The following is a 23,472-nucleotide window of genomic DNA, read 5'->3' on the forward strand; positions in this document are numbered from 1 at the left end:
TGTCTGTCACCCGCATGTTTTGGCATAAGTGTCCGTTCCCCGTTTGGCCGAAAAACCCGACAGACCGATGGATAAGCCGAAACTGGTAGAAGGCTCAATACCTGTTGAGGAGGTATATCGGCGGCGCACGGAAAAGTCGATTTCCACGCATTCGTTAAAGTAAGTCAGGCTAAGCCCTGCGTTCGAGGCGCGATCGGCAATCAGGTCATAGCGCCAATCCGCTTTGGCACGCCAATTGCGGTCCACGATGAAGGAGCCATCAAGGAACAGTTCCGACGTATCGATGAAGCGGCTTTCCTGCGCGTCACGCGTCAGCCACAGATAGCTGCCGCCGACATCGCCGAGCCTGTGATCGAAAGACCCGCGCACCTCGGCCTTGCTGAAGTTGAAACTATCGTCAAAAAGTGTGCGCGCGGTGACGGCCCACCCGTTGAGCGTTTTGATTTGTCCGGCCACGAGGTAATCTGACTGCAGCCCAGAAAGACCCGAGGCATCGGTGAAGTTTTCGTCTTCGTCGTTGCGCATCACCTGGCCCACGGTCAGCGCGCTCTCCCAGCCTGACAGCGCAAAGCGGGACCAGTTCACGCCATAGGCACCCACCCCGCCGCGCTCGCGCCGGTCGGGGCTTGGGAAGCGGGACAGAGCCAGAAGGTTGCCGTCATCAAAATCTACCAGCGTGCTTTCTTCATTGGGAATGTCCAGCTGGGTGGAGCCTGTCCATGCAAGCTGTGCGATGGGTTCAAGAAACTGTGTGGCCCCACTGTTATCCACGCGGGTCATCGGATAGCGCAAAGCCACCGTGCTGAAGGGGGAAACCTGCGATTGGTTCTGATTTGTGCTGCTGTCTTGCGTGATGTTGAAGATATCGGCGGCAACCCCCAACCGGGTTTCCGCACGCAAGCCGCCGGGCAGGGACCAGCCCCGCAGCCATTCGGCCTCTGTGTTCACGCGGGAGACGTCGCGCCCGATGATGTCCCTGTCCGAATATCTGATGTGGTTGTGCCCATTGACGGTAAAGCGCAACTCGCCTCCGGTGGCTGCCGGAAAAAACCGCCGCTGGTAGAAAATATCGCCGACAATGGTGGGTATGGTCGAATTCTGTTCGTTGTCGCGCAGGGATTTGTAGCCGATAAGGCTCGCCGCGGTGTATTCGTCTTTTCTGGCGCGGCTGACGCTGATCTGGCTGTCCAACCGGTCTTTGCCGGAATACCCATAGTCCTGCAGATAGTCGTCGTCCGATGTAAGCTCGATGTCGAAGTTTAGTTTGAAATCATTGCGAAGGTCAAAGGACCCGTCGCCAAACAGGTAGGCGCGCGTCTCTCCGGGCCTTTCATCGTCGCGGCTGATGGCCCAGTCAAATTCGATGTCACCGTTTACGAATGCCTGCCTGTAGCGCATCTCAACTGTTCGCGTTCTGCTTGAGACATAGGGCGTTATGGTCAGATCGCGGTCATCTTCCAGCGCGATGAAATAGGGGACCTTTATGCCCAGCCCCAGTTCTGATGTGCTGACCAGCGACGGGATCAAGAAACCGGTGGCGCGTTCAACCGTTGGGTCCGGTAGCCGCAGGCGCGGAAAATAGAACACCGGCACGTTGCGGATGCGAAACTGCGCGTCTTCAAAATAGATCTGGCGTTCCTGACGGTCATGGATCACGCGCCGCGCTCTGATCTGCCAAAGGGGTGGTTTGCCGTCATCACAGACATCGCAGGAGGTGACGGCGGTGCGATACAACTGGCTGTAGCGCTCATTGACGCGCTCCATTTGCCCGCTGGCCAGCTGGAGTTGTTGATTGATCACCATCCGCGCCCCGCTCAGCAGTCCGGTCTGGAGCGTGGCGTCCAATTCAGCCGCATTGGCGAGGACGGTGATGCTGTCGCCGTCCTGTATTCGAATGGGGCCGACAATGGTCAGCGCACCGGTGACGCGATCATAGCGGATTTCGTCCGCCTGCAGGCGGGTTTGCCCCTGTAGCGCTTCGACGTTGCCACGTGCGATCAATTCGCGGTCGGCGGCAATGAATATCTCATCGGCAACCAGTGTGGCAGGGCGTGGTGTTTCTGCCCGCTGAGCGGTCGCAAGGCAGGGCAACAGCGCCAAAACGAGAGTGAGTAAAACGCGTCGCATCATCCATCCTCTGCATGTAGCAGCGGCCCGAAGGCGAGTAAAACCGACGCAATCGGCGGTGCCCATGCGGCGAGGTAAACAGGCAACTGGCCGTTCTCGCCAAGGATCAGCCCGAAACTGCGCACGAAATAGAGCGCAAAGCCCAGCAGCACCGCCGCAAGAACAGCAACCCCGGTGCCGCCAAATCTGGTATGGCGCATGGTGAATGCACTTGCGATCAGCACCATGGCGACCAGAAACAGGGGCCGGGCCAATTCCGATTGCAGCCAGACGCGGTGTTGCAGCGACGAGAACCCGGCCTGGTTCAGCTGTTTGATAAAATCGTTCATCTCCCAGATCGAAATCGTACTGGGGTGCCCGAAACTTTCGCGAATACGCTCAACCGTCAGGCTGGACGGGATCGTGAGGCTCCGGTGTTCTGTCGCATTGCCTTCTGAATTGATGCCGCGCGCCAAAGGCCAGTCTTTGACGTTGCGCAACAGCCACGCGCCGTCTTTCAGCTCCGCGCTATCGGCGTGAATGCGGCGCACCGGGGTGCCGATCACTTCATACGCCAGAAACGTGACGTCAAACAGAACCGAAGCATCCGGGTTTGATCGCCATGCCCTGATCACCATCTGTCCGTCATCTGTTCCCTGACGCAGCCACAGCCCTTCGGTAGAAATGGAAAAGGTTGACCCGCCGCCCGTCCTGTAGGTCTGCGATAACTCGTTGTATTTTTTGGAGGTGGCGGCCACGATGGGGTTCAGGGTTGTGGTGGCCAGCGTGCCCAGCACAATCACAACGCCAACCGGCGCGATCAAGGCCCCCATCGCGGAGCGGCCAGAGGCCCGCGTGGCAATCAGTTCGGAAGAGCGTGCAAGGCTCAGGAAAAACGCGACGGTGGCCAGCAGGACGATCAAGGGCAAGATCTGGCTGATCGTTTGCGGGGTGTTGAGGATGACGAGTTCGAAAATGCCGGTCGCACTAACACCCCGATCTGCGAAACGTCGTGTTTGATCCACCAGATCCACCAAGGCGATCAGCGCAAAGAGCGCGATAAATGCGATCATCAGCCAAGATGCAAAGCGGCGCGCGAAATATAGATGGAGGATCATGCGCGCCTCCGCAGAAGGCGCAGGAAAGCGCCCCGTGGCCGGGCGGCAATCCACAGCATCGCAATCACGAGCAGCGCGCTGATGAAAGTGGGCAAATAGAGCAGGGGCCAGAGTTCCGGGTCCCGCCGCACCGGGCTTTGCAGCGTGCTGCGCACCCCGTCGATCGCGACAAGCAGCACGAAGGCAAAAGCGACTTCGCGCCAGACGCCAAAGCGCGAGAACCCGCCGATCATCAGGGTCGAAAACCCGATCAGGGCGGCAACGATACAAAACAGCGGGTCTGCGATGCGCGCGTGAAAGCTCTGACTGATTGTGCCGATACTGCGCCCTGTTTCTCGTGACAATTGATCCCACGGGGTCAGCAACTGGAAAGTCGTCATCCTGTCGGGATCGAGCCGTTGGCTGACATCATTTTGCACCAGCGCTGAGATATCAAAGGAAAAATCCCGGAAGTTCGCCGTGGCCAGACGATCCGTTGCGGTCGTCAACCGCTGCGCGAGGCCATCCACCATGATCAACGATGTGCGGTCTTCATCTCGGATCAGGTACGCGTGGGCTGCGGTGTAAATAACTCCCTCTTCAGCGCGTCGCCGGTCCGACAAAAACACGTCCCGCAAAACACCGTCGTCATCGATCTGCTGCGTGTAAAAAGTAACGCCCTCAGACGGATGCAGAAACCGCCCTTCGGTCAAAAGCCGAGAGGTCGCATTCTGTGCGATTTCGTTTTGCCGATGGCCCAATTGCTGTTGGGCCAGGGGCATCAGCACATGATGCAAAACAGAGGCCATCAAAAACACGATCACTCCAAAAACAAGAACCGGGCGGGCCAGTCGCACAGGGCCGGAACCCGTGGCCTGTAACACCGTCAACTCGCTTTCGTTGTTCATGCGGTTGGTGACATAAACTGCGGCGGCAAAAGTCGCGATGGGCAGCACCGTCGTGATCAATTTCGGCAACCCCAATGCGGTGAATTCAAGGAAAACAAGGGCAGATTGCCCGTCGCTGATCAGTTGGTCAAACAGGGATACGCCGCGATTGATCCAGAGAATGGCAACCAGCACCAGCGCAAAGAAGCCAAATAGAACCAGAAGTTGCGACAGCATGTATCTGTCGAGTCTGACCACTCCGATTCCCTCTTACGCGTTTTGAATTCTTGGCGTCACGTTAGACCAAAGCGCGCTGCGGTAAAACTGCTATCTGGTCTTTGCGGGTCAGGCGCGCTACGTCCTTGAGCGTAATCCATGAAAAGAAGGCTAATGATATGACGACGCCCACCCCTGTGACCTTTTTTGAAACTGATATTGAGCGTTTGGCCGATCATGCCGGGCGTGTCTCGATCATTGTTGACGACACCGGGCGCATGGATGTGGCGGGGCGTCGTGTGAATCGTCTGACCAAAGGGGCGCTGAAGCGCGCACTGGAGGCCAAGGCCGAGGCAGGTTTGAAACCGGGCAGTGTTTTTACGCTGGCCTATCCGGCGGGCATGGCCGCAGAGGCGGTGGATGTCATGTGTGTTCCGCGCTCAACAACTGTGCACAAGGCGCGCGCAGCGGGTGCCGCAATCGGGCGCAACCGGGGCAAGGCAGAGGTATTGCTGGCGACAGGAAACTCGAAGTGGGCCGCAGAAATCATGCTGGGTGCTGTACTGCGCGATTATCGGTTTCAGGATCACAAGACCGGCGCCGATGCGAAAGCAGGCAGCATCCATGTGATGTGCAACGATCCGGCGGCTGTATCCGCGGCGGCTCAGCCGTTGCTGGCGATCGCGGAGGGGACCTTCTTTACCCGTGATCTGGTCAGCGAGCCTGCCAATGTTTTGACCACCACGGAGTTTGCAGACCGCCTTGCGGCAATGGAAAGCATCGGTCTAAAGGTCGAAGTGCTTGAAGAAGATGAACTGGCGAAACTGGGCATGCGCACGCTGCTTGCCGTTGGTCAGGGTTCGGACAGCCCCTCCAAGGTCGTTGTGATGCAATGGAATGGCGGGGCAAAAGGGGATGCCCCCCTGGCGCTGGTCGGCAAGGGCGTGGTGTTTGACACCGGTGGCATCAGCCTCAAGCCGGCAGCAGGCATGGAAGATATGACGATGGACATGGGCGGTGCGGGCACCGTGGCGGGTGTCATGCGCGCACTGGCATTGCGTAAAGCCAAGGCCAATGTGGTGGGCATCGTCGGTCTTGTGGAAAATATGCCGTCGGGGAATGCGATCCGTCCCGGTGATGTTGTTACCTCGATGAAAGGCGATACTGTGGAAATCCTCAACACCGATGCCGAGGGGCGCTTGGTGCTGTGTGACGCGATATGGTATACGCAGGAACGGTTTGAACCGGCTGCAATGATTGATCTGGCGACCCTGACCGGGGCGATCATCGTCGGGTTGGGTCACGAAAATGCGGGCGTGTTTTCCAATGATGACACGCTGTGCAACGCGTTCCTGAAATCGGCCGAGGCAGAGGGCGAAGGCGCGTGGCGGATGCCCTTGGGGCAGGCCTATGACGATATGTTGAAATCGCCCATTGCGGACATGAAAAATATCGGGGGCCGCGCGGCCGGGTCGGTAACAGCGGCGCAGTTCATTCAGCGTTTTGTCAAAGACGGTGTGCCGTGGATTCACCTTGATATTGCGGGTGTCGCCTCCGTCAAATCCGAAACGGACTATGCGCCCAAAGGGGCCACGGGCTGGGGTGTGCGCGCGCTCGACCGTCTGGTCGCGGATCGTTTCGAAGGAGAGTAACTCCGTGGGCAAGGCCATGTTCTATCATTTGACGCGGCGTCCCATGGAAGACACGCTGATGATGTTGCTTGGCAAAGCAACAGGTGCGGGTTGGCGTGTGGTCGTGCGCGGCACGCGGCCTGACCGGATGGCATTGCTGGATGAAAAACTGTGGCAGGGGGCGGACGACAGCTTTCTGCCGCATGGTCTGGCGGGCGGTGCGCATGATGCGCGTCAGCCAATTCTGCTGAGCACGACGCTGGACATTCCGAATGCGGCCACCTGCGTCATGTCGGTTGACGGGGCCGATGTCGCAGCGGATGAGGTCGCACAATTGGACCGCGTTTGCGTGCTGTTTGATGGCAACGATCCGCAGGCGCTTGACATCGCACGGGGCCAGTGGAGCACGTTGAAAAAGGCCGGAGCCGCTGCGGAATACTGGTCCGAGGAAAGTGGGTCTTGGCAGAAAAAGGCCGAAACCAAAGCCGGTTAACGCATCAGCGTCAGCATGTTATCCGCGATCTGGATTTTGCCCCATTTCTGCAAATAGGTCATGCCAAGCAGCGAATTGTTCATCTCGCCCTCATTCACAACCGCCACGACGTCTCTGTCGGTCACATGCCCCAGCTTCATAGTGTCGAGCCGGACAGGGGCGGTGCGCACTTCGCCGTTTGCAGTCATAGCGCGGCCATAATAGGTCAGTTCATCGCGCAACAAACCGGCGGCTTCTGCATCTTTCTGGGTCAGGACAAGTGACGTGGCACCCGTATCCAGAACGAAGCGCACAGGGGCGCCGTTGACCTCTGCTTCGATGTAGTAGTGCCCGTTCGGACTGCGCGGCACGACGATCCGGTTTTCATCCGCAAAGACCGATTGCTGCGGCAGGACGGTGCGCGAGATATCATCCCACAGCCCGTAAGCAACAATCGCACCGCCGAAAATGAACGCCCAGGCGGCGGCCTGCTGCAGTGTCTTGTTCCACGACCCGCGACCTTGCATGAAAAACCACCCGCTAACCATGAGGCCCAGCAAGATCAGATAAATAAGCTGCCCGGTATCGAAGCTGTCCACTGACATTCTCCCAATGCGTTAGATCTGTATATAAGCCTTGGTTGGAAATTGTCAGCCCGGTCCGGGGCCAAAGCCGAATGCCGCAAGACCCTCCAGCACGAATTGAACGGACAGGGCCGCGAGCAGCATGCCCAGCAGACGCGTGACTACCGTGATACCCGTTTTACCCAGTGCCCGCCCAATCGGGCCGCTGATCATGAAAAACGCCAGCACGATCAGCATCACGAGACCGGTTGCGCCAAGGACCATCACCGCGCCTTCCAGCCCTGGGCGCTGGCCCATCAACAGGATAACCGACGCGATAGAACCCGGCCCTGCGATCAGGGGAATTGCCAGTGGGAAAACGGAAGGATCGTCGCTGTCGTCTTCTTCGGAGCGATCCTCGCGCCGCTTTGTGCGCCGCTCAAACAACATGTCCAGCGCGGTGAGGAACAAGAGCACACCCCCTGCAACACGGAAGGCAGGCATGGAAATGCCGATAAAATTCAACAGGGCTTCGCCAAAGGCTGCGAAAGCCAGCAAAATGACGACAGCGATAATTGTAGCCCGCAGCGCGATCCTGCGCCTCGCCTGATCCGACATGCCATGTGTCAGCGCAACGAAAAGTGGGGCCAGACCAATCGGATCAATGACCACGAACATGGTGACAAAAGCGGTAATCAGAAAAGCTGTATCAACAATCATGCGAGCGCCCCAAAACCGTAACCGTCGCGATCCCTACGGGAGTCGCGCCGTGAAAGCAAAGGAACATGTGACGCGAAACCGAAATTCGGGGATCAATGACACCGACTTGATCCATGTCATTCAGGCTGTGCCGGGACGGTGTAAAATGCTGCCCATGCATCAGGTGACAGACCGACGTGCACCGCTTGCGGGATTGGGGCACGTTTGGTTTGGCCATCTGTCGCTTCGCAAACCGGAGGATATCCATGGCTGACATGTCTGTTAACGAGCCACTGAGAAAGTCGCCGCGCATCGGGCCCAATGCGATTTTGCAATTGGAAGAGCCGCTTGATCGTATGTTGGGGCAGGGCGCGTTGGCGCAGATACTGAAGATAACCCGTGTGGCGATGCCATCGGGTAAAGAAATGGTGCCGCAAGAGGATGTTGGGCGCGTGCATCATACGATGTGGCGACTCTTCCCCGAGCAGGCAGGAACACTGTCAGACCGGGCCGGGGTCGGCACCGCGCGCTACATTGCGGCAAACCGTATCCCCAAGGCCGCTCGGGTTATGCTGCGTATCCTGCCACGCGTTTGGGCGGAAAGAATGCTGACCAAAGCCATCTCAGACCATGCATGGACATTTTGCGGTTCAGGCGCGCTTGATACCAGACGTGAGAATGGAGAAATCGATTTTTTACTGCGTGAAAACCCACTTGCGGATAAGGTCACACAGCCACCACATCGGTGCATTTGGCACGCCGCAGTATTTGCCGAACTGTTCAGCTTGGTCCTTGGTCGCCCCTATTATTGCAAAGAGGTTTCATGCTGCGCGCTTGGAGCCGAACTGTGCCATTTTGTGGTGAGCCGCGACAGACCGACGGGCCATTTCAAAGGGCTGCAACTTTAGGCAGCACCTGTCTTTTCCAATTTTTCGAGGGCGGCCATCCACATGCCTTCGGCGCGTTCCAACGCGTCCATCACCTCAGCGTATTTCTTGTTCCAGACTGCCAGTTCACCGCGCTTTGCGTCCTCATAAAGATCGGGGTCGGCGAGTTTCTTGGCGAGCTTGTCGCGCATATCATTCAGCTTTTCAACGCGGGCTTCGGATTTGCGCGCGTCGGCACGCAGGGCCAGCATTTCGTCGCGCGACAATCCTTTGGTCGCCGGGGCGGCGGTTGGTTTTTTTGAAGTCTTGCTGACGGGTTTCGTAGGTGTCAGCAGCATCTTGCGATAGCTGTCGAGGTCGTCGTCATAGGGCGTCACGGTTCCGTCTGACACCAGCCAGAGGCGATCCGCGACCATCGACAGCAAATGCATGTCGTGGCTGACCAGAATAACAGCGCCGGAATAAGCAGTCAGCGCCTCCACGAGCGCTTCGCGGCTTTCGATGTCGAGGTGGTTCGTTGGTTCGTCGAGGATCAGCAAATGCGGTGCATCAAGTGTTGCCAAAAGCAGCGAGAGCCGCGCCTTTTGACCACCTGACAGGCGACCGACTTCGGTTTCCGCCTGCTCGGGGCCCAGGCCAAACCCTGCCATCTGCGCGCGCAGTTTCGAGTGCAGAATGCCGGGACGGGCCGAAATCATATGTTGCAGCGGTGTTTCCTTGACATGCAACTCTTCGACCTGATGCTGCGCGAAAAACCCGATCCGCAGCTTGTTGGCCTTGACCGCTTTGCCCTGCATCAGCACCAGCCGATCAGACAAAAGCTTCGACAGCGTCGATTTACCCTGTCCATTCCGGCCCAAAAGCGCGATCCGGTCATCCTGATCAATGCGCAGGTTCAGACGGTTGAGCACAGGCGTATCGGTATAGCCCACCGCACCGCCTTCGATGGAAATGATTGGCGGCGACAGCTCTTCGGGTTCAGGGAAGGTAAAGACCCGCTTGGCCACCTGTTCGGGGCTTGCGATCATATCCATTTTTTCAATCATTTTCAGACGGGACTGCGCCTGTTTGGCCTTTGAGGCCTTTGCTTTGAACCTGTCGACAAAGGATTGCATGTGGTCACGGCGCGCTTGCTGTTTCTTGGCCATGGCCGCTTGCAGGGCACGCTGTTCGGCGCGTTGGCGGGCAAACTGATCGTAGGGGCCCTGATAAAACGTCAGCTTGCGTTCATCCAGATGCAGGATAGCGCCCACCGCCCGGTTCAACAGACCCCGGTCGTGGCTGATGATGATGACCGTATGCGGGTATTTGGCCAGATAGGCCTCCAGCCACAGCGCGCCTTCGAGATCCAGATAGTTCGTCGGCTCATCGAGCAGCAACAGATCGGGTTGGGCAAATAAAACCGCCGCCAGTGCGACACGCATCCGCCAGCCACCGGAAAAATCGGAACAGGGTTTCAGTTGCTCATCGTCATCAAAACCCAACCCCTTGAGGATCGTTGCCGCGCGCCCTTCGGCGGACCAGGCATCAATATCGGCCAGACGCGTCTGGATTTCCGAGATACGGGTCGGGTCGCTGGCCTCTTCCGCTTCGTGCAGCAGGGCCGCGCGTTCGGTATCGGCTTCGAGCACGGTGTTCAAAAGCGATGTCTCAGACGAAGGGACTTCTTGAGCAACGCCGCCGATCTTCGCGCGCGTGGGCAGCGACAGATCACCTCCATCCAACGAAAGTTCACCGCGGATTAGTTTGAACAATGTCGTTTTGCCAGCCCCGTTTCGTCCGACAAGGCCCACCTTGTGACCATTGGGAATGACGGCGCTGGCCCCGTCGAAAAGAGGGCGACCCTCAATCGAATAGCTGATGTCGTTTATACGTAACATGCGCCTTGCACTGAACGACTGTCGCGGGCATGTCAATGTGCCTCCTGCAATCAGGGGACACAGACTGAATTAAGGTCTTTTCGGCAAGCAGGGCGCGTGATAGATGCGCCGCAAATCAAACCCCTTGCAGGAGACCTATCATGGCCCTTGAGCGCACATTTTCGATCATCAAACCGGACGCGACACGCCGCAACCTCACCGGAAAGATCAATGCAAAATTTGAAGATGCGGGACTGCGCATCGTTGCACAAAAACGCATCCACATGACCAAGGCGCAGGCCGGCGTGTTCTATGCAGTGCATTCCGAGCGCCCGTTTTATGATGAATTGTGCGAATTCATGGCGTCAGAGCCGGTTGTCGTGCAGGTTTTGGAAGGCGAAGGGGCCATTGCCAAAAACCGCGAAGTCATGGGGGCCACAAACCCTGCGGATGCAGCGCCCGGCACCATCCGCGCGGAGTTCGCCGAAAGCGTTGGCGAAAATTCGGTACACGGATCAGACGCACCTGAAACGGCCGCAGAAGAGATTGCGTATTTCTTTTCCGGCATGGAATTGGTTGGCTAAACCGCCCGGCTTATTCAGCGACAAGGGTCAGCGCGTGCGCTGGCCCTTTTTTGTGGGCTTCAGCACGCCAATTTGATTCATCTGCCGTTCAAACTCGGCGCCGCCCTGATCAAATGCCTCGGCTTTGATGGCGTCAAACCGGGCGCGCAAAGCTTTTTTCTCAGCACCCTTGCAGTCATTCCATGGGCGATCCTGAAGCCCCATGACCAACACGTAATATCCGATGAAATGGGGTTGCGTTCCCGCGCGCAACAGTGCGGCATAGGTTGCATCTGCCCCAAGTGCCCGGACCTGTTCGGCGGTGTGAATGCCTGCTCTCGCGCAGCCAGCCTCGAAGGCGGGGCCGAGGTTTCTGATGGATGAGATCGGGGAAGTCATTGCAGGATACTACCGGCAATTGGCCGCAGGCGCTATGGTCGCAGAACGTCAAATACTGGCGTAATCAGTAATCGGCGGTGGTGGTGGCGGCGTGCTTCCCGTGGTGGGGGGCGGTGTTTGCGGTTGTTTTGGTTCGGTCGGCATGAAACTGATTCCCATCGTTAACACAACAAAGATACCGCCACAGACTTAACGTCAGGTTTGCCAATCGAGCGTCAGGTCTGTGTTCAGACTGTGGCGATTTGGTTCAATTCGTCCCAAATGCGATAGGTGGTTTTTTGCCGGTATGTTTCACCCACGCGTAGAATAATGCTGGGAAAGGCGCTGTGCCGTGGCGCGTCAGGCCAGGCTTGCGGTTCTAATGCGATACCTGAGAAGGGTTGCAAAACCCGTTGATCATGCAGAGAAATTTTGATATCATTTAGCCCGCTTCCATTGTACACCTGCAAGCCGGGTTCGGTCGTATCGATCTGTAGCATCAGCCCGGATGGCCCGCTCAGGCGCGCTGCTGGTGTGGGGTGGTCTCGCCGCGTTTCGGCAAGACATAAATTTGCATCCAGCGTTTGACCTGTCGGGACAAGTCGCCCCATTTGAAAATCATATGCCGTGCCCGAGACAGGTGAGATCTCTCCCGTCGGCAGGGTGTGCGCATCCACGGGCAGGTATTTATCTGCATAGATCGTCAGACGGTGATCTTTCACCGTTTCGCAAGTGCCAAGGTTCCAATAGGGGTGATGTGCGAGGTTGATGCCCGTTGTGCGGTCGCTGCTCGCAGTCATTTCCAGAATGAGATGGCCTGCATCCGTCAGGCTGTAGTCCACATTGACCGTCCGATTGCCCGGCAACCCGTTTGCCCCATCACGCAGAAAGCACCGCAATGAGACAGCAGAAGGGGATTGCCGGACGACCGTCCAGTCGCGCGCATGCAGCCCGTCGGCCCCGCTGTGCAGACAACTGCTGCCTTCATTCGGCTCCATCTTGCAGGTGGCACTATCGATGCAAAGCGTAGCGCCGGAAATCCGGTTGGCGATGGGGCCGATCACGGCGCCGAAATAGCGCAGTTTCTCCGCATATGCATCTGCGTCGGTTGAACCGATCACAAGACTGTGCGGGTGCCCATTGTACCAAAGTCCCGCCAACGTCGCACCGAAGGGCAGGACTTGAGCGGACAGGGATGCGGAGCGCAAAGTTATCATGTGGCGAGCCTCTCATGCGGTCACGCCTGAAGTCTATGCGTTGTGCAAATCAGATACCACGCCTCATGCGTTGGAGCGTCATCTGATCATCCAGCCCTGATCCATGTCGGATAGATATGCGCGGTCTCTCAGGGCATTGTCGCGGTCCACACTTGCATTTGAAATGAAGCGTTTGAGCAATTCCGTCTGAAACTCGAATTCCATCGCCTTGTCGCTGATTGCCTTGGCAAATGCCCGGTCCTGCGTCGTGTTGAGCATGTCGAAGGCGCGACACAGATTCAGGATCGGCAGGCAGATCTCCTCCAGAATGTTGACCGCAAGTTTCTCACTGTGTGTCGCATAGGGTTCGCTAAACCCGATATCCAGTTTGAAGGCATTATTGATTGTGCCCATGAACTCAGTGAACCGGAAGATCGCATTGCGTACGCCGTCCTTCGCTTCCATGACCATGACATGAGCGCCCGCAAGCGCGAGACCGGGCAGTTCAATCAGAAAGTCCGGAAGCGACAGGACCTGTGCCCCTGCCGAAAGGGTTTTCAGGCTTGATTTGATGGCATCGCTGAGCCGGTGTACGAGAATGTCGCCCAATTCGCTTGTCTCTTGAAACGAGACCCGGTTTCGAAAATTCCGGCCAATCACTTCGCAGGATCGTACGGACACTTCTTCAGCGGTTTTTAAAGTCAAATTCAGTGTTAGCGTTCGATCTGACAGATCAGACCGGATCGATTGAATCTCAGGTAAAGTTTCCATGAACTTGCACCTCTCTTTTTCATAAATTTATGGGGTTAATATGCGTGGCTGGCATGCAGGGAGTGTAAACGCACCGTACGGTGCCTGTTGCGTGTGGGCCAAGGCGCTGAATTTACAGGTATAAAAATACTCTGTAGTAGTTGAGCGGCAGTGCTTCGCAACTTTAAGTTGCCGATTGCAGGGCGGCATCCGTTAACATATGACTAAATAGCCTAACGGCCAAAAGGACTTGCGGGGACACGAAACGTGACAGACGACAATAAAGAAATAACTATCATCGGGATCGGGTCTTCGGCCGGTGGTCTCGAAGCGATACGCGAGCTTGTCGCAACATTGCCAACAAAAATGAAAGTGGCCTATGTGGTGGTGCAACACATGTCACCCCATCACAAAAGCCTGATGACAGAATTGGTTGCGCGCCAGACAAGTCTGATCGTCAAAGACGTCAAGGACAGCATTCTGCCAGAGCCGAATGTCATCTACATCACGCCCCCCAATACCGATATTATCTATGATGAGGGCAAGTTGCGTCTTGTCGAACCCAGCCATGAGGTGGCATCGCCGAAACCATCCGTTGACCGGTTTCTGCTGAGCCTCGCGGATCAACATGGTGAAAAATCCATGGCTATTATCTTGTCCGGCACAGGCACCGATGGCGCCTATGGTGTGCAGGCGATCCGTGAGGCGGGCGGGATTACGATTGCACAAGACACCGAAAGTGCAAAATATGACGGCATGCCAATGTCTGCGATGCAAACGGGCTGCGTTGATCTGGTGTTGCGCCCCTTCGAAATCGGGACGCATCTGCAAAAGATCCTGTCGTCTGCACGCGACTTTGACGCCTTCCGCCAGGAAACGTCCGAGACCAGCCCGGCATTGGATCTGTTGCAAATCCTGCTTGCAAGGACGCGGGTGGATTTTCGCGAGTACAAGCAAACCACGATCAACCGGCGGATTGAGCGCCGCATGGTGGCCTTGGGGATCGAAAGCCATGCGGAATATACGCAGTTTTGTCGCGTAAACCCGAACGCTGTGGATGCACTGTTCAAAGATCTGCTGATTTCTGTCACGCGGTTCTTTCGCGACAAATCGGAGTTTGAGCAACTCAAGGAGATGCTGCCGGCGCTGCTGAAGAAAAAGTCAAACCCACCGTTCAGGGTCTGGATCGCGGGATGTGCGACCGGGGAAGAAGCCTATTCGATTGCGATCCTACTGTCCGAAGCTCTCGGTGGCCCTACGGTAAATTTGAAAGACCACGTCCAGATCTTTGCGACTGACATTGACAAAGACGCCTTGGACGTCGCGCGCAAGGGCGTCTATGGCATGGCCGCGCTGAACGACATCCCCAAAAGCCTGTCTGATCGCTATTTCATGACCCAGAACGACGGCATCCGGGTCATCGATTCCCTGCGCTCCGCCATTTTGTTTTCTGATCACAATGTCTGTCAGGACCCGCCCTTTCAAAAGGTAGATTTGCTCTGCTGTCGTAACCTGTTGATATATTTTGGAAACGCCTTGCAGCACAAGGTCATGTCACGGTTTCACTACGCCATGACTGACAACTCCCTGATGTTCCTGGGGACGGCGGAAACGGTCGCTGGCTCGGACGAAATGTTCGTACAGGACAGCCATTCGGCCCATATCTACAGACGCCGCTCGATCCGGCGAACGGATCAGAACGTGTTTTCCAACCCGCGCAACCTGCCAAAATCGCGCAGCAAGGTGCCGATGCAGATCAAACAGGGGCAGGATCCGGGGCAATCCACGGACCGGCAAATGTTCGAGGCGCTGGCACTGGCTCTGGGCAAGAATTCGGTGTTGGTGACGGATGACTACGGGATCATCAGGGTCTACGGAAACGTCAGCCCGTTCATCGAGATGAACGAAACCAGTAACCTGAAGATGCACATTGATCTGCTGCGCAGACCGTTTCGTGAAGAAGCGCGCAGCCTCGTCACACTTGCCTTGAAGCATGGCGAACACCGCAGCGGCGTGCGCCATCTGCTCGCGGAAGACGACGACGCCGAAATCAGGCTCGACGTTTACCCCATCATAGCACGCGACATAAACGAGCGCGCGGCCTTGGTGGTCTTTACCGAGGTGCAGGTCGATCGCAGCAAAGCCTCCGGTGCTTCGGAAGTCGATGAGGACTCGATTTTTGAAAGTGACAGAATACGCTTGCTCGAAGATGAAGTGGCGACAACCAGAGAAGCGCTGCAGCAGACCATCGAGGAGTTGGAAACTTCCAATGAGGAACTGCAATCCCTGAATGAGGAATTGCAATCCACAAATGAAGAACTGCAGGCAACCAACGAAGAGTTGGAAACATCCAACGAAGAATTGCAGTCCACCAACGAAGAGCTGATCACTGTCAACGAAGAGCTTCAGGTCACGGCGGCGGAATTGAGCGGTCGCACGGGCGAACTGATGTCAGTGCTGGAAACCGCGCCACTGTCGATCATGGTGCTCGATACCGCCTTGCAGATATCACAAGCGACCAATGCCGCCTGCGACATGTTCAATTTGACGCGTCCCGTGTCAAATCCGCATATCAGCCAATGCGTCCTGCCCAATAGTTTTCCGCCCTTGGCGCCGATCTGCAATGAAACACTCAAACTGGGCGAGCCCATTACAAAGGAATTCAATTCGGGTGGTTCGCGATACAAGCTGACAAGTTCGCCGTTTTTTGACATGCGCGGTCAAATGAAAGGGGTTACGATGGTTGTCTCGGCCTTTCCGGGGCTGGCGCAGGAGTTGGACCTCATTCTGGATCATGGCGAAATCTACATGCTGAACCGCGCGCAGGATGGCACCATTTTGCGGATCAGCGAAAAGTCAGCGCGGTTTTTCGGCACCACGCGTCACAAGGCGGAAGGTGCCAATTTCTACAATCTGGTTTCGAGAAGTATTTCCAATACCATTCGGGAACATGATGCCCAACTATTGAAAACCAATGATGGTCACCTGCAGGATATGCTGCGGCTCCGGTCTGTTGAGGATAAAAAGGAAGTCTGCCTGAATTCAGAGAACTTTCTGTTTCCTGACCCGTCGGGAGACGACGCTTCGATTTACACGATCGGGCAGGATATCTCCGAAGTCATAGAAACGCGCGATAAGGCCGAGGATGCGCTTGCACAACTCATATTGTTGCAAGAAATAGCGCGCATTGGGTTTTGGTCGCTGGATTTGGAAGATGAAACGGTTTTCTGGTCCGAAGAGGTGTACCGCATCCATGGCAAAGATCCTGATACCTTTTCCCCAAAGCTGGAAGATGGGTTGTCGTTCTATCACCCCGAAGACCGCGAAACCGTGCAAGCTGAAGTGGAAAGAGTGCGCACACAAGGCGGAGAGTTTCATTTTAAACTGCGCATCATCAACGAGGATGGTGAAACGATCCCGATTGAGTCGTTCGGCTTGGCCCGCCAAGACGTGAACGGCAACATTGGCAAGATCATCGGTGTGTTTCGTGTCAGCGAGGACAACACCAGCACCGTACACTGACGCGTTGACAGTAGTCGCCATGCCCGCTCAGCGGTCCTGCGGGCGACGCGCGGCAAAAAGAAACCGGGCGTTCGGGGATATTGTCGCGCACCCGGTTTGCTTCTGAAGCGTCAAGCATTTAACCTTGCTCGTCCAGATCGGTGCCGATGAATTGAAACCGGCCAAGCGCAGACACCGTGCGCTGCCTGTGTCTGTTGTGCGTGCGCGCCAGTCGCCAGAATGCTGTATTCAGCATAGGGATGCGTCTTTCTGAAAGCGATTTGCCGGATCAACACCGCTCAGGTGGTGGTTTTGATGAACATTTCAGCATCGAACGCCATGGATGAAAAAATCTTGCCAATTTCCATTTTTTACCGTTTGATAAAATTTTAAACCATGCAATGCTGACGATATAACAAAACCCGACGGAGTAGCCATGATAAGCCAACGCACACCGGGCATCGTTGCCGAAAGGCTGAACGCAGAAGAGCTGGCCGCAAATTTTGCCGACCTCCATGCGCCCTTGGAGCCACATGAAGCAGCGGTTGCTGCGGATCGCTGTTATTTCTGCCATGACGCGCCTTGCGTGACGGCCTGTCCCACGGAAATCGACATCCCGCTTTTTATCCGCCAGATCAGCACGGGCACCCCCGAAGCAGCGGCCAAGACGATTTTTGACCAGAACATACTGGGCGGTATGTGCGCGCGGGTCTGTCCCACTGAAGATCTATGCGAACAGGCCTGCGTGCGCGAAATGGCCGAGGGCAAACCGGTCGAAATCGGGCGTCTGCAACGCTATGCGACCGATACGCTGATGCAGCGTGACATCCACCCCTATACCCGCGCGGCGGCCACGGGAAAGCGGATCGCGGTTGTGGGCGCGGGGCCTGCTGGCTTGTCTTGTGCGCACAGGCTTGCATTGCTTGGGAATGATGTTGTGATCTATGATGGCCACGCCAAACCGGGCGGTCTGAACGAATATGGGATCGCGGCCTATAAATCCACGGATGATTTTGCCGCCCGCGAGGTGGCGTGGCTGTTGGATATCGGTGGCATCACGGTCGAAACCGGCAAGGCGTTGGGCGGTGATTTGACCCTCGATAGTTTGTCGGCGCAGTATGATGCGGTTTTTCTGGCCGTGGGTCTGGGCGGTGTGAATGCGCTCAACCTTGAGGGGGACGATAAATCAGGCGTGGCAGATGCGGTGTCCTTCATTGAGACGCTGCGCCAGTCGGACGATCTGAGCAAATTGCCGGTGGGCCGCAACGTCGTGGTCATCGGTGGGGGCATGACGGCTGTGGACGCCGCAGTCCAGTCCAAGCTGCTGGGCGCGGAGAATGTCACGATCGCCTATCGGCGTGACCGTGCAGTGATGAGTGCCAGCCGCTACGAACAGGACCTCGCCGCATCCCATGGCGTCAAGCTGATGTTCAATGTGCAGCCCGTCGCCATACATGGCAACGGGGCAGCGGCTGAGATTGAACTGGAATATACCGCATCGGTTGATGGCCGCCTTGCCGGGACCGGTGAAAAGACACGCGTTTTGGCCGATCAGGTTTTCCGTGCCATCGGGCAGACGCTGACGATGGATGAGTCCCTTGAAACCGAGAGCGGCAAAATTGCCGTGTCTGGTGCGGGGCGCACCAGTCTGGACCAGGTCTGGGCCGGCGGCGATTGTGCCCATGGTGGCGATGATCTGACCGTGACTGCCGTAGCCGAGGGACGCGACGCGGCAATGGATATTCATGCAACATTGAACGGGAGCGTATAATGGCTGATCTGACTTCGGAATTTCTGGGCATTACGTCCCCCAATCCGTTTTGGCTGGCCTCTGCGCCGCCCACTGACAAGGAATACAACGTGCGCCGCGCCTTTGAGGCGGGGTGGGGCGGTGTCGTGTGGAAGACGCTTGGTGCTGAAGGGCCGCCGGTGGTGAATGTCAACGGCCCGCGCTACGGCGTGATCCACGGTGCCGACCGGCGGGTGCTGGGGATGAACAACATCGAGCTCATCACCGACCGCTCGCTTGAGATCAACCTCGAAGAGATCACGCGCGTGAAAAAGGACTATCCGGATCGCGCCATGATCGTCTCCATCATGGTGCCCTGTGAAGAACAGGCGTGGAAAGACATTCTGCCCAAGGTCGAAGCGACGGGCGCGGATGGGATCGAGCTGAACTTCGGCTGCCCGCACGGTATGTCAGAGCGTGGCATGGGGGCCGCCGTCGGGCAGGTGCCTGAATACATCGAAATGGTCACGCGCTGGTGCAAACAGTATTACAGCAAGCCGGTGATCGTGAAACTCACGCCCAATATCACCGATGTCCGCAAACCAGCAGCCGCCGCCAAACGCGGTGGGGCGGATGCGGTGTCGCTGATCAACACGATCAATTCCATCGTATCGGTCGACCTCGATACGATGAGCCCACACCCCTCAATTGACGGTAAGGGCACCCACGGCGGCTATTGCGGCCCGGCTGTGAAACCTATCGCGCTGAGCATGGTGTCCGAGATTGCGCGGGACGCGGAAACCCGCGGCATGCCGATCTCCGGCATCGGTGGGGTCACCACATGGCGCGATGCTGCTGAATATATCACCATGGGCTGCGGCAATGTGCAGGTGTGCACGGCGGCCATGACCTACGGGTTCAAGGTGGTGCAGGAAATGATTTCCGGCCTATCCCAATGGATGGATGAAAAAGGGCATACGGATATTCGTGACTTCATGGGTGCCGCCATACCGAACACGACAGACTGGCAGTACCTCAATCTCAATTACATCGCCAAGGCGCAGATCAATCAGGCCGATTGCATCAGTTGCGGGCGGTGCTATGCGGCCTGCGAGGATACATCCCATCAGGCCATCGCCATGTCCGAAGACCGGGTGTTCAGCGTCATCGACGAGGAATGCGTCGCCTGCAACCTGTGCGTTGAGGTCTGCCCGGTTGAAAACTGCATCACCATGGTCCCGATGGAGCAGGGCAAGGTCGATCCGCGCACCGGCAAAGTTGTGGAAAAAGACTACGCCAACTGGACCACGCACCCCAACAACCCCGGCGCAGTTGCCGCCGAATAATCCACGATAATCGTTTCTCCCCGGCTGCCGGAGTACTCATCCTGAGTGCTTCGGCAGTTAGGTTTGAGGGGTCAGCATCCGCCGGAGCATGTCTTCAAGGTGCTGCTCGGCCCCCGGAAACGGGTCTTGATCCGGCAGGATGGCGCGCACTTGAACGTCAAAATCCGCATAGTGTTGCGTCATGGACCAGATTGAGAAAATCAGGTGATGCGGATCCACAGGCTGGATGCGACCCTCGCGGATCCAGCCATCGATGATCGCAGCGATCTTGTTGACAACGCGACGCAACTCACCGCTGAGGGCGTCGCCGATGCGCGGCGCGCCCTGTATCACCTCATTGGCAAACAGGCGGCTTTCACGCGGGTAATCCCGGCTCATCTCAAGCTTGCGGCGGGCATAGGACAGCAGCTCTTCGACCGGGTCCCCGCTGGCATCTATCTCGTAAATGGGCTGCAGCCATTCGTCCAGCAAACGCGTTAAAAGCGCGCGATAAATCGCGTCCTTTGAGGCGAAATAATATAGTATGTTCGGCTTTGACAGGCCTGCTTCAGCGGCGATCTGATCCAGAGTGGATCCGCGAAATCCGTATTGCGAAAACACCTTCAATCCAGCCGTCATGATGGCTGCTTGATTCTTTTTCTGTATGCGCGTTTCAGTCTTTGTCATCTGCTGCGCCCGTATTGGTGGAGTATCTTTGATTGCGATGCCTGCCCGTTGTGCGACAGCACGATGATACCCTTGATATGTCAAGCATACGCCTTGACTCGTCCGAACCCTCTGGTAGCGTTGCTTTTACCAGTTGGTCAAATAAAAACTGAAGAGCCAGCACGCCAGATTGCCAAGGAGAACGCGCAATGCCAGCCATCGGGGAAAACCTGCGGATCAACAGCGAACGGCTGTGGGGCAGCCTGATGGAAATGGCAGAGATCGGACCGGGTGTGGCGGGCGGTAACAACCGTCAGACGCTCACCGATGAAGACAGCGAAGGGCGGCACCTGTTTCAAAAATGGTGCGAGGCGGCGGGCTGCACCATGGGGCTGGACCAGATGGGCAATATGTTTGCGACCCGCGCAGGCACGGACCCCGACGCGCTGCCGGTCTATGTGGGATCACATCTTGATACGCAGCCGACCGGCGGTAAATACGATGGCGTATTGGGGGTGTTGAGCGGTTTGGAACTGCTGCGCACGCTCAATGACCTGGATATTAAAACCAGGCATCCGATCGTGGTCACGAACTGGACGAATGAAGAGGGCACGCGCTATGCGCCCGCGATGCTGTCCTCCGGCGTTTTTGCGGGGCTGCACACGCAGGACTGGGCATATGCGCGTACAGATGCGGAGGGCAAGACATTCGGCGATGAGTTGCAGCGCATTGGCTGGCGCGGCGAAGAGGAAGTCGGCCAACGCAAGATGCATGCGTTTTTCGAGCTTCACATCGAACAGGGCCCCATTCTGGAAGCTGAAGGCAAGGAAATTGGCGTCGTGACTCATGGTCAGGGCTTGTCGTGGACGCAAATCACCATCACCGGAAAAGACGCGCATACCGGCTCAACGCCGATGCCGATGCGCAAGAATGCGGGGCTTGCCATGGCGCGGGTGCTCGAAAAGGTGGATGAAATCGCCCTGTCCCATGCGCCCCATGCAGTGGGCGCTGCAGGGCACATCGACGTCTATCCCAATTCTCGCAATGTGATCCCCGGCAAGGTGGTTTTCACCGTGGACCTGCGCTCGCCTGATCTGGATGTGATCACCGATATGGAAACACGCCTCAGGACCGAGGCGCAGGCGATTGTCGATGCCATGGGGCTTGAGATCGAATTTGAAAAGGTAGGCGGGTTTGATCCTGTCACCTTTGACGAGGGCTGCGTGAGCGCTGTGCGCACCGCGGCGGAGCGTCTGGGCTACAGCCACATGAACCTGATTTCTGGTGCCGGTCATGATGCCTGCTGGATCAATCGCGTGGCCCCAACGGCAATGATCATGTGCCCTTGCGTAGATGGTCTGAGCCACAATGAGGCCGAAGAAATCAGCCCTGAATGGGCCGCTGCGGGCACGGATGTGCTGTTGCATGCGGTCTTGGAAACGGCCGAAGTGGTATCATGATCCCACCCTTTCAAGGAGTTCACTTATGTCTACTGTGATCAAAAACGGCACTGTGGTGACGCATGATCTGACCTACAAGGCGGACGTGTTGATCGACGCGGGCACCATCATCGAGATTGGCCCGAACCTGAGCGGTGATGAGGAACTGGATGCCACGGGCTGCTATGTCATGCCGGGCGGTATTGATCCGCATACGCATCTGGAAATGCCCTTCATGGGCACCTATTCCTCTGACGATTTCGAAAGCGGGACGCGCGCGGCACTGGCGGGCGGCACGACGATGGTCATTGATTTTGCGCTGCCATCTCCGGGGCAGGGGCTGCATGATGCGCTGAAAATGTGGGACAATAAATCGACCCGTGCCAATTGCGACTATTCCTTCCATATGGCCGTCACATGGTGGGGGGAGCAGGTTTTTGACGAGATGAAATCCGTCATTGAGGATCGCGGGATCAACACTTTCAAACACTTCCTTGCCTATAAAGGCGCGCTCATGGTCAACGATGATGAGCTCTATGCCTCCTTCAACCGCTTGGCTGAACTGGGCGGCATCGCCATGGTGCATGCGGAAAACGGCGATGTGGTGGCGGAACTCTCTGCCAAATTGCTGGCCGAGGGCAACACCGGCCCCGAGGCACATGCCTATTCCCGCCCGCCACAGGTTGAGGGGGAGGCCACAAACCGCGCCATCATGATCGCAGATATGGCGGGCGTGCCGCTCTATGTGGTGCACACCTCTTGTGAGGAGGCACATGAAGCCATCCGTCGCGCGCGCCAGCAGGGCAAACGTGTCTGGGGCGAGCCGCTGATCCAGCACCTCACCTTGGATGAAAGTGAGTATTTCAACAAGGATTGGGACCACGCCGCACGCCGTGTGATGTCACCACCATTTCGCAACAAGCAGCATCAGGATAGCCTCTGGGCCGGGTTGCAATCCGGGTCTCTGTCTGTCGTGGCGACCGATCACTGTGCCTTCACTACGGAGCAAAAACGTTTTGGCGTGGGCGACTTCACCAAAATTCCCAATGGCACCGGAGGTTTGGAAGACCGCATGCCCATGCTCTGGACGCATGGGGTGGCCACGGGGCGTCTGACGCCGAATGAGTTTGTCGCGGTCACCTCCACCAATATCGCCAAAATTCTCAACTGCTATCCGAAGAAGGGCGCGGTTCTGGTGGGGGCCGATGCCGATCTTGTCGTGTGGGATCCACAAAAGGAAAAGACGATTGCAGCGAGCACCCAGCAATCTGCCATTGATTACAACGTGTTCGAGGGGCAAACGGTCAAAGGCCTGCCGCGCTATACCCTGACACGAGGTCATGTGGCCATACATGACGGTGAAATCCGCACGCAGGAAGGACATGGCAAATTCGTCAAACGCGACGGCAACGGCGTGACCAACAAAGCCTTGTCCACCTGGAAAGAACTGACTGCCCCGCGCCCGGTTGAGCGCAGCGGCATTCCCGCCACCGGCGTCTGAAACCTGA

The 23,472-nt window shown here is 57.0% G+C and carries 20 protein-coding genes; 10 read left to right on the forward strand and 10 right to left on the reverse strand.

The window, feature by feature from the left end:
* Nucleotides 1–6 precede the first annotated feature (6 nt).
* The 3 genes from K5Q35_RS11160 to lptF are packed head-to-tail and all read right to left on the reverse strand — an operon-like array spanning nt 7 to nt 4,348.
* The gene (locus tag K5Q35_RS11160; protein ID WP_220799615.1) at nt 7–2,130 is read right to left on the reverse strand and encodes an LPS-assembly protein LptD; all 2,124 of its coding nucleotides are present in this window, start codon (nt 2,128–2,130) and stop codon (nt 7–9) included.
* Nucleotides 2,127–3,224: an LPS export ABC transporter permease LptG gene (gene lptG / locus K5Q35_RS11165; RefSeq protein ID WP_220799616.1), complete on the reverse strand. Its 1,098-nt coding sequence runs from the start codon at nt 3,222–3,224 to the stop codon at nt 2,127–2,129. Before lptG ends, K5Q35_RS11160 begins: the two co-directional genes overlap by 4 nt.
* Complete coding sequence (gene lptF, locus K5Q35_RS11170; protein ID WP_220799617.1) at nt 3,221–4,348, reverse strand: LPS export ABC transporter permease LptF; 1,128 nt, start codon at nt 4,346–4,348, stop codon at nt 3,221–3,223. The genes lptG and lptF overlap by 4 nt, the downstream gene beginning before the upstream one ends.
* A 137-nt stretch (nt 4,349–4,485) precedes the next feature.
* Here lptF and K5Q35_RS11175 point away from each other — a divergent pair, with 137 nt between their 5' ends.
* Both K5Q35_RS11175 and K5Q35_RS11180 read left to right on the forward strand, forming a co-directional pair.
* Nucleotides 4,486–5,958: a leucyl aminopeptidase gene (locus K5Q35_RS11175; protein WP_220799618.1), complete on the forward strand. Its 1,473-nt coding sequence runs from the start codon at nt 4,486–4,488 to the stop codon at nt 5,956–5,958.
* Nucleotides 5,959–5,962: 4 nt separating this feature from the next.
* A complete protein-coding gene (locus tag K5Q35_RS11180; protein ID WP_220799619.1) occupies nt 5,963–6,430 on the forward strand; it encodes a DNA polymerase III subunit chi in 468 nt (155 codons plus the stop codon).
* On the opposite strand, the gene K5Q35_RS11185 is transcribed toward K5Q35_RS11180, so the two are convergent.
* Both K5Q35_RS11185 and K5Q35_RS11190 read right to left on the reverse strand, forming a co-directional pair.
* Nucleotides 6,427–7,008, reverse strand: coding sequence for a TIGR02281 family clan AA aspartic protease (locus tag K5Q35_RS11185; protein WP_220799620.1), 582 nt, complete (start codon nt 7,006–7,008; stop codon nt 6,427–6,429). The two genes, K5Q35_RS11180 and K5Q35_RS11185, sit on opposite strands and share 4 nt — an antisense overlap.
* 51 nt (nt 7,009–7,059) lie before the next feature.
* Entirely contained in the window at nt 7,060–7,692 is a 633-nt protein-coding gene (locus K5Q35_RS11190) for a MarC family protein (protein ID WP_013962237.1), read from the reverse strand.
* A gap of 49 nt (nt 7,693–7,741) precedes the next feature.
* On the opposite strand from K5Q35_RS11190, the gene K5Q35_RS11195 reads away from it, so the two are divergent.
* Both K5Q35_RS11195 and bchJ read left to right on the forward strand, forming a co-directional pair.
* Entirely contained in the window at nt 7,742–7,945 is a 204-nt protein-coding gene (locus K5Q35_RS11195; protein ID WP_148264350.1) for a hypothetical protein, read from the forward strand.
* Complete coding sequence (gene bchJ / locus K5Q35_RS11200; protein ID WP_220799621.1) at nt 7,938–8,579, forward strand: bacteriochlorophyll 4-vinyl reductase; 642 nt, start codon at nt 7,938–7,940, stop codon at nt 8,577–8,579. Before K5Q35_RS11195 ends, bchJ begins: the two co-directional genes overlap by 8 nt.
* Here bchJ and K5Q35_RS11205 read toward each other — a convergent pair.
* Nucleotides 8,576–10,438, reverse strand: coding sequence for an ABC-F family ATP-binding cassette domain-containing protein (locus K5Q35_RS11205; protein ID WP_220799622.1), 1,863 nt, complete (start codon nt 10,436–10,438; stop codon nt 8,576–8,578). The two genes, bchJ and K5Q35_RS11205, sit on opposite strands and share 4 nt — an antisense overlap.
* Nucleotides 10,439–10,578: 140 nt before the next feature.
* Between K5Q35_RS11205 and ndk the strand changes: the two genes are divergently transcribed.
* Nucleotides 10,579–11,001, forward strand: coding sequence for a nucleoside-diphosphate kinase (ndk, locus tag K5Q35_RS11210; protein WP_220799623.1), 423 nt, complete (start codon nt 10,579–10,581; stop codon nt 10,999–11,001).
* Nucleotides 11,002–11,028: 27 nt separating this feature from the next.
* On the opposite strand, the gene K5Q35_RS11215 is transcribed toward ndk, so the two are convergent.
* The 3 genes from K5Q35_RS11215 to K5Q35_RS11225 all read right to left on the reverse strand — a co-directional run bounded on the left by K5Q35_RS11215 (nt 11,029) and on the right by K5Q35_RS11225 (nt 13,325).
* Nucleotides 11,029–11,379, reverse strand: a complete 351-nt coding sequence (locus K5Q35_RS11215; RefSeq protein ID WP_013962232.1) for a TfoX/Sxy family DNA transformation protein — start codon at nt 11,377–11,379, stop codon at nt 11,029–11,031.
* A gap of 227 nt (nt 11,380–11,606) precedes the next feature.
* Nucleotides 11,607–12,575, reverse strand: coding sequence for an aldose epimerase family protein (locus tag K5Q35_RS11220; protein WP_220799624.1), 969 nt, complete (start codon nt 12,573–12,575; stop codon nt 11,607–11,609).
* A 78-nt stretch (nt 12,576–12,653) separates the two neighbouring features.
* On the reverse strand, nt 12,654–13,325 hold the full coding sequence (locus K5Q35_RS11225) for a hypothetical protein (protein ID WP_013962230.1): 672 nt from the start codon (nt 13,323–13,325) through the stop codon (nt 12,654–12,656).
* Nucleotides 13,326–13,571: 246 nt separating this feature from the next.
* Here K5Q35_RS11225 and K5Q35_RS11230 point away from each other — a divergent pair, with 246 nt between their 5' ends.
* From K5Q35_RS11230 to preA, 3 genes are all read left to right on the forward strand, one after another.
* Nucleotides 13,572–16,826: a chemotaxis protein CheB gene (locus tag K5Q35_RS11230; RefSeq protein WP_013962229.1), complete on the forward strand. Its 3,255-nt coding sequence runs from the start codon at nt 13,572–13,574 to the stop codon at nt 16,824–16,826.
* Nucleotides 16,827–17,241: 415 nt separating this feature from the next.
* A complete protein-coding gene (locus K5Q35_RS11235) occupies nt 17,242–18,576 on the forward strand; it encodes an NAD(P)-dependent oxidoreductase (RefSeq protein WP_220799625.1) in 1,335 nt (444 codons plus the stop codon).
* Entirely contained in the window at nt 18,576–19,880 is a 1,305-nt protein-coding gene (gene preA / locus K5Q35_RS11240) for an NAD-dependent dihydropyrimidine dehydrogenase subunit PreA (RefSeq protein WP_013962227.1), read from the forward strand. The genes K5Q35_RS11235 and preA overlap by 1 nt, the downstream gene beginning before the upstream one ends.
* 57 nt (nt 19,881–19,937) lie before the next feature.
* On the opposite strand, the gene K5Q35_RS11245 is transcribed toward preA, so the two are convergent.
* Nucleotides 19,938–20,546 (reverse strand): TetR family transcriptional regulator C-terminal domain-containing protein, encoded by a 609-nt coding sequence (locus K5Q35_RS11245; RefSeq protein WP_013962226.1) that lies wholly within the window; start codon nt 20,544–20,546, stop codon nt 19,938–19,940.
* A 188-nt stretch (nt 20,547–20,734) separates the two neighbouring features.
* Here K5Q35_RS11245 and K5Q35_RS11250 point away from each other — a divergent pair, with 188 nt between their 5' ends.
* Together K5Q35_RS11250 and hydA are read left to right on the forward strand one after the other, a co-directional pair.
* Nucleotides 20,735–21,985: a Zn-dependent hydrolase gene (locus K5Q35_RS11250; RefSeq protein ID WP_220799626.1), complete on the forward strand. Its 1,251-nt coding sequence runs from the start codon at nt 20,735–20,737 to the stop codon at nt 21,983–21,985.
* Nucleotides 21,986–22,010: 25 nt separating this feature from the next.
* Nucleotides 22,011–23,465 carry a dihydropyrimidinase gene (gene hydA / locus K5Q35_RS11255; protein ID WP_013962224.1) on the forward strand — a complete coding sequence of 485 codons (1,455 nt, stop codon included), beginning with the start codon at nt 22,011–22,013 and terminating at the stop codon, nt 23,463–23,465.
* Nucleotides 23,466–23,472 lie beyond the last annotated feature (7 nt).

Source organism: Roseobacter sp. OBYS 0001, from assembly GCF_019654895.1.
Classification (GTDB): Bacteria; Pseudomonadota; Alphaproteobacteria; order Rhodobacterales; family Rhodobacteraceae; genus Roseobacter; species Roseobacter litoralis.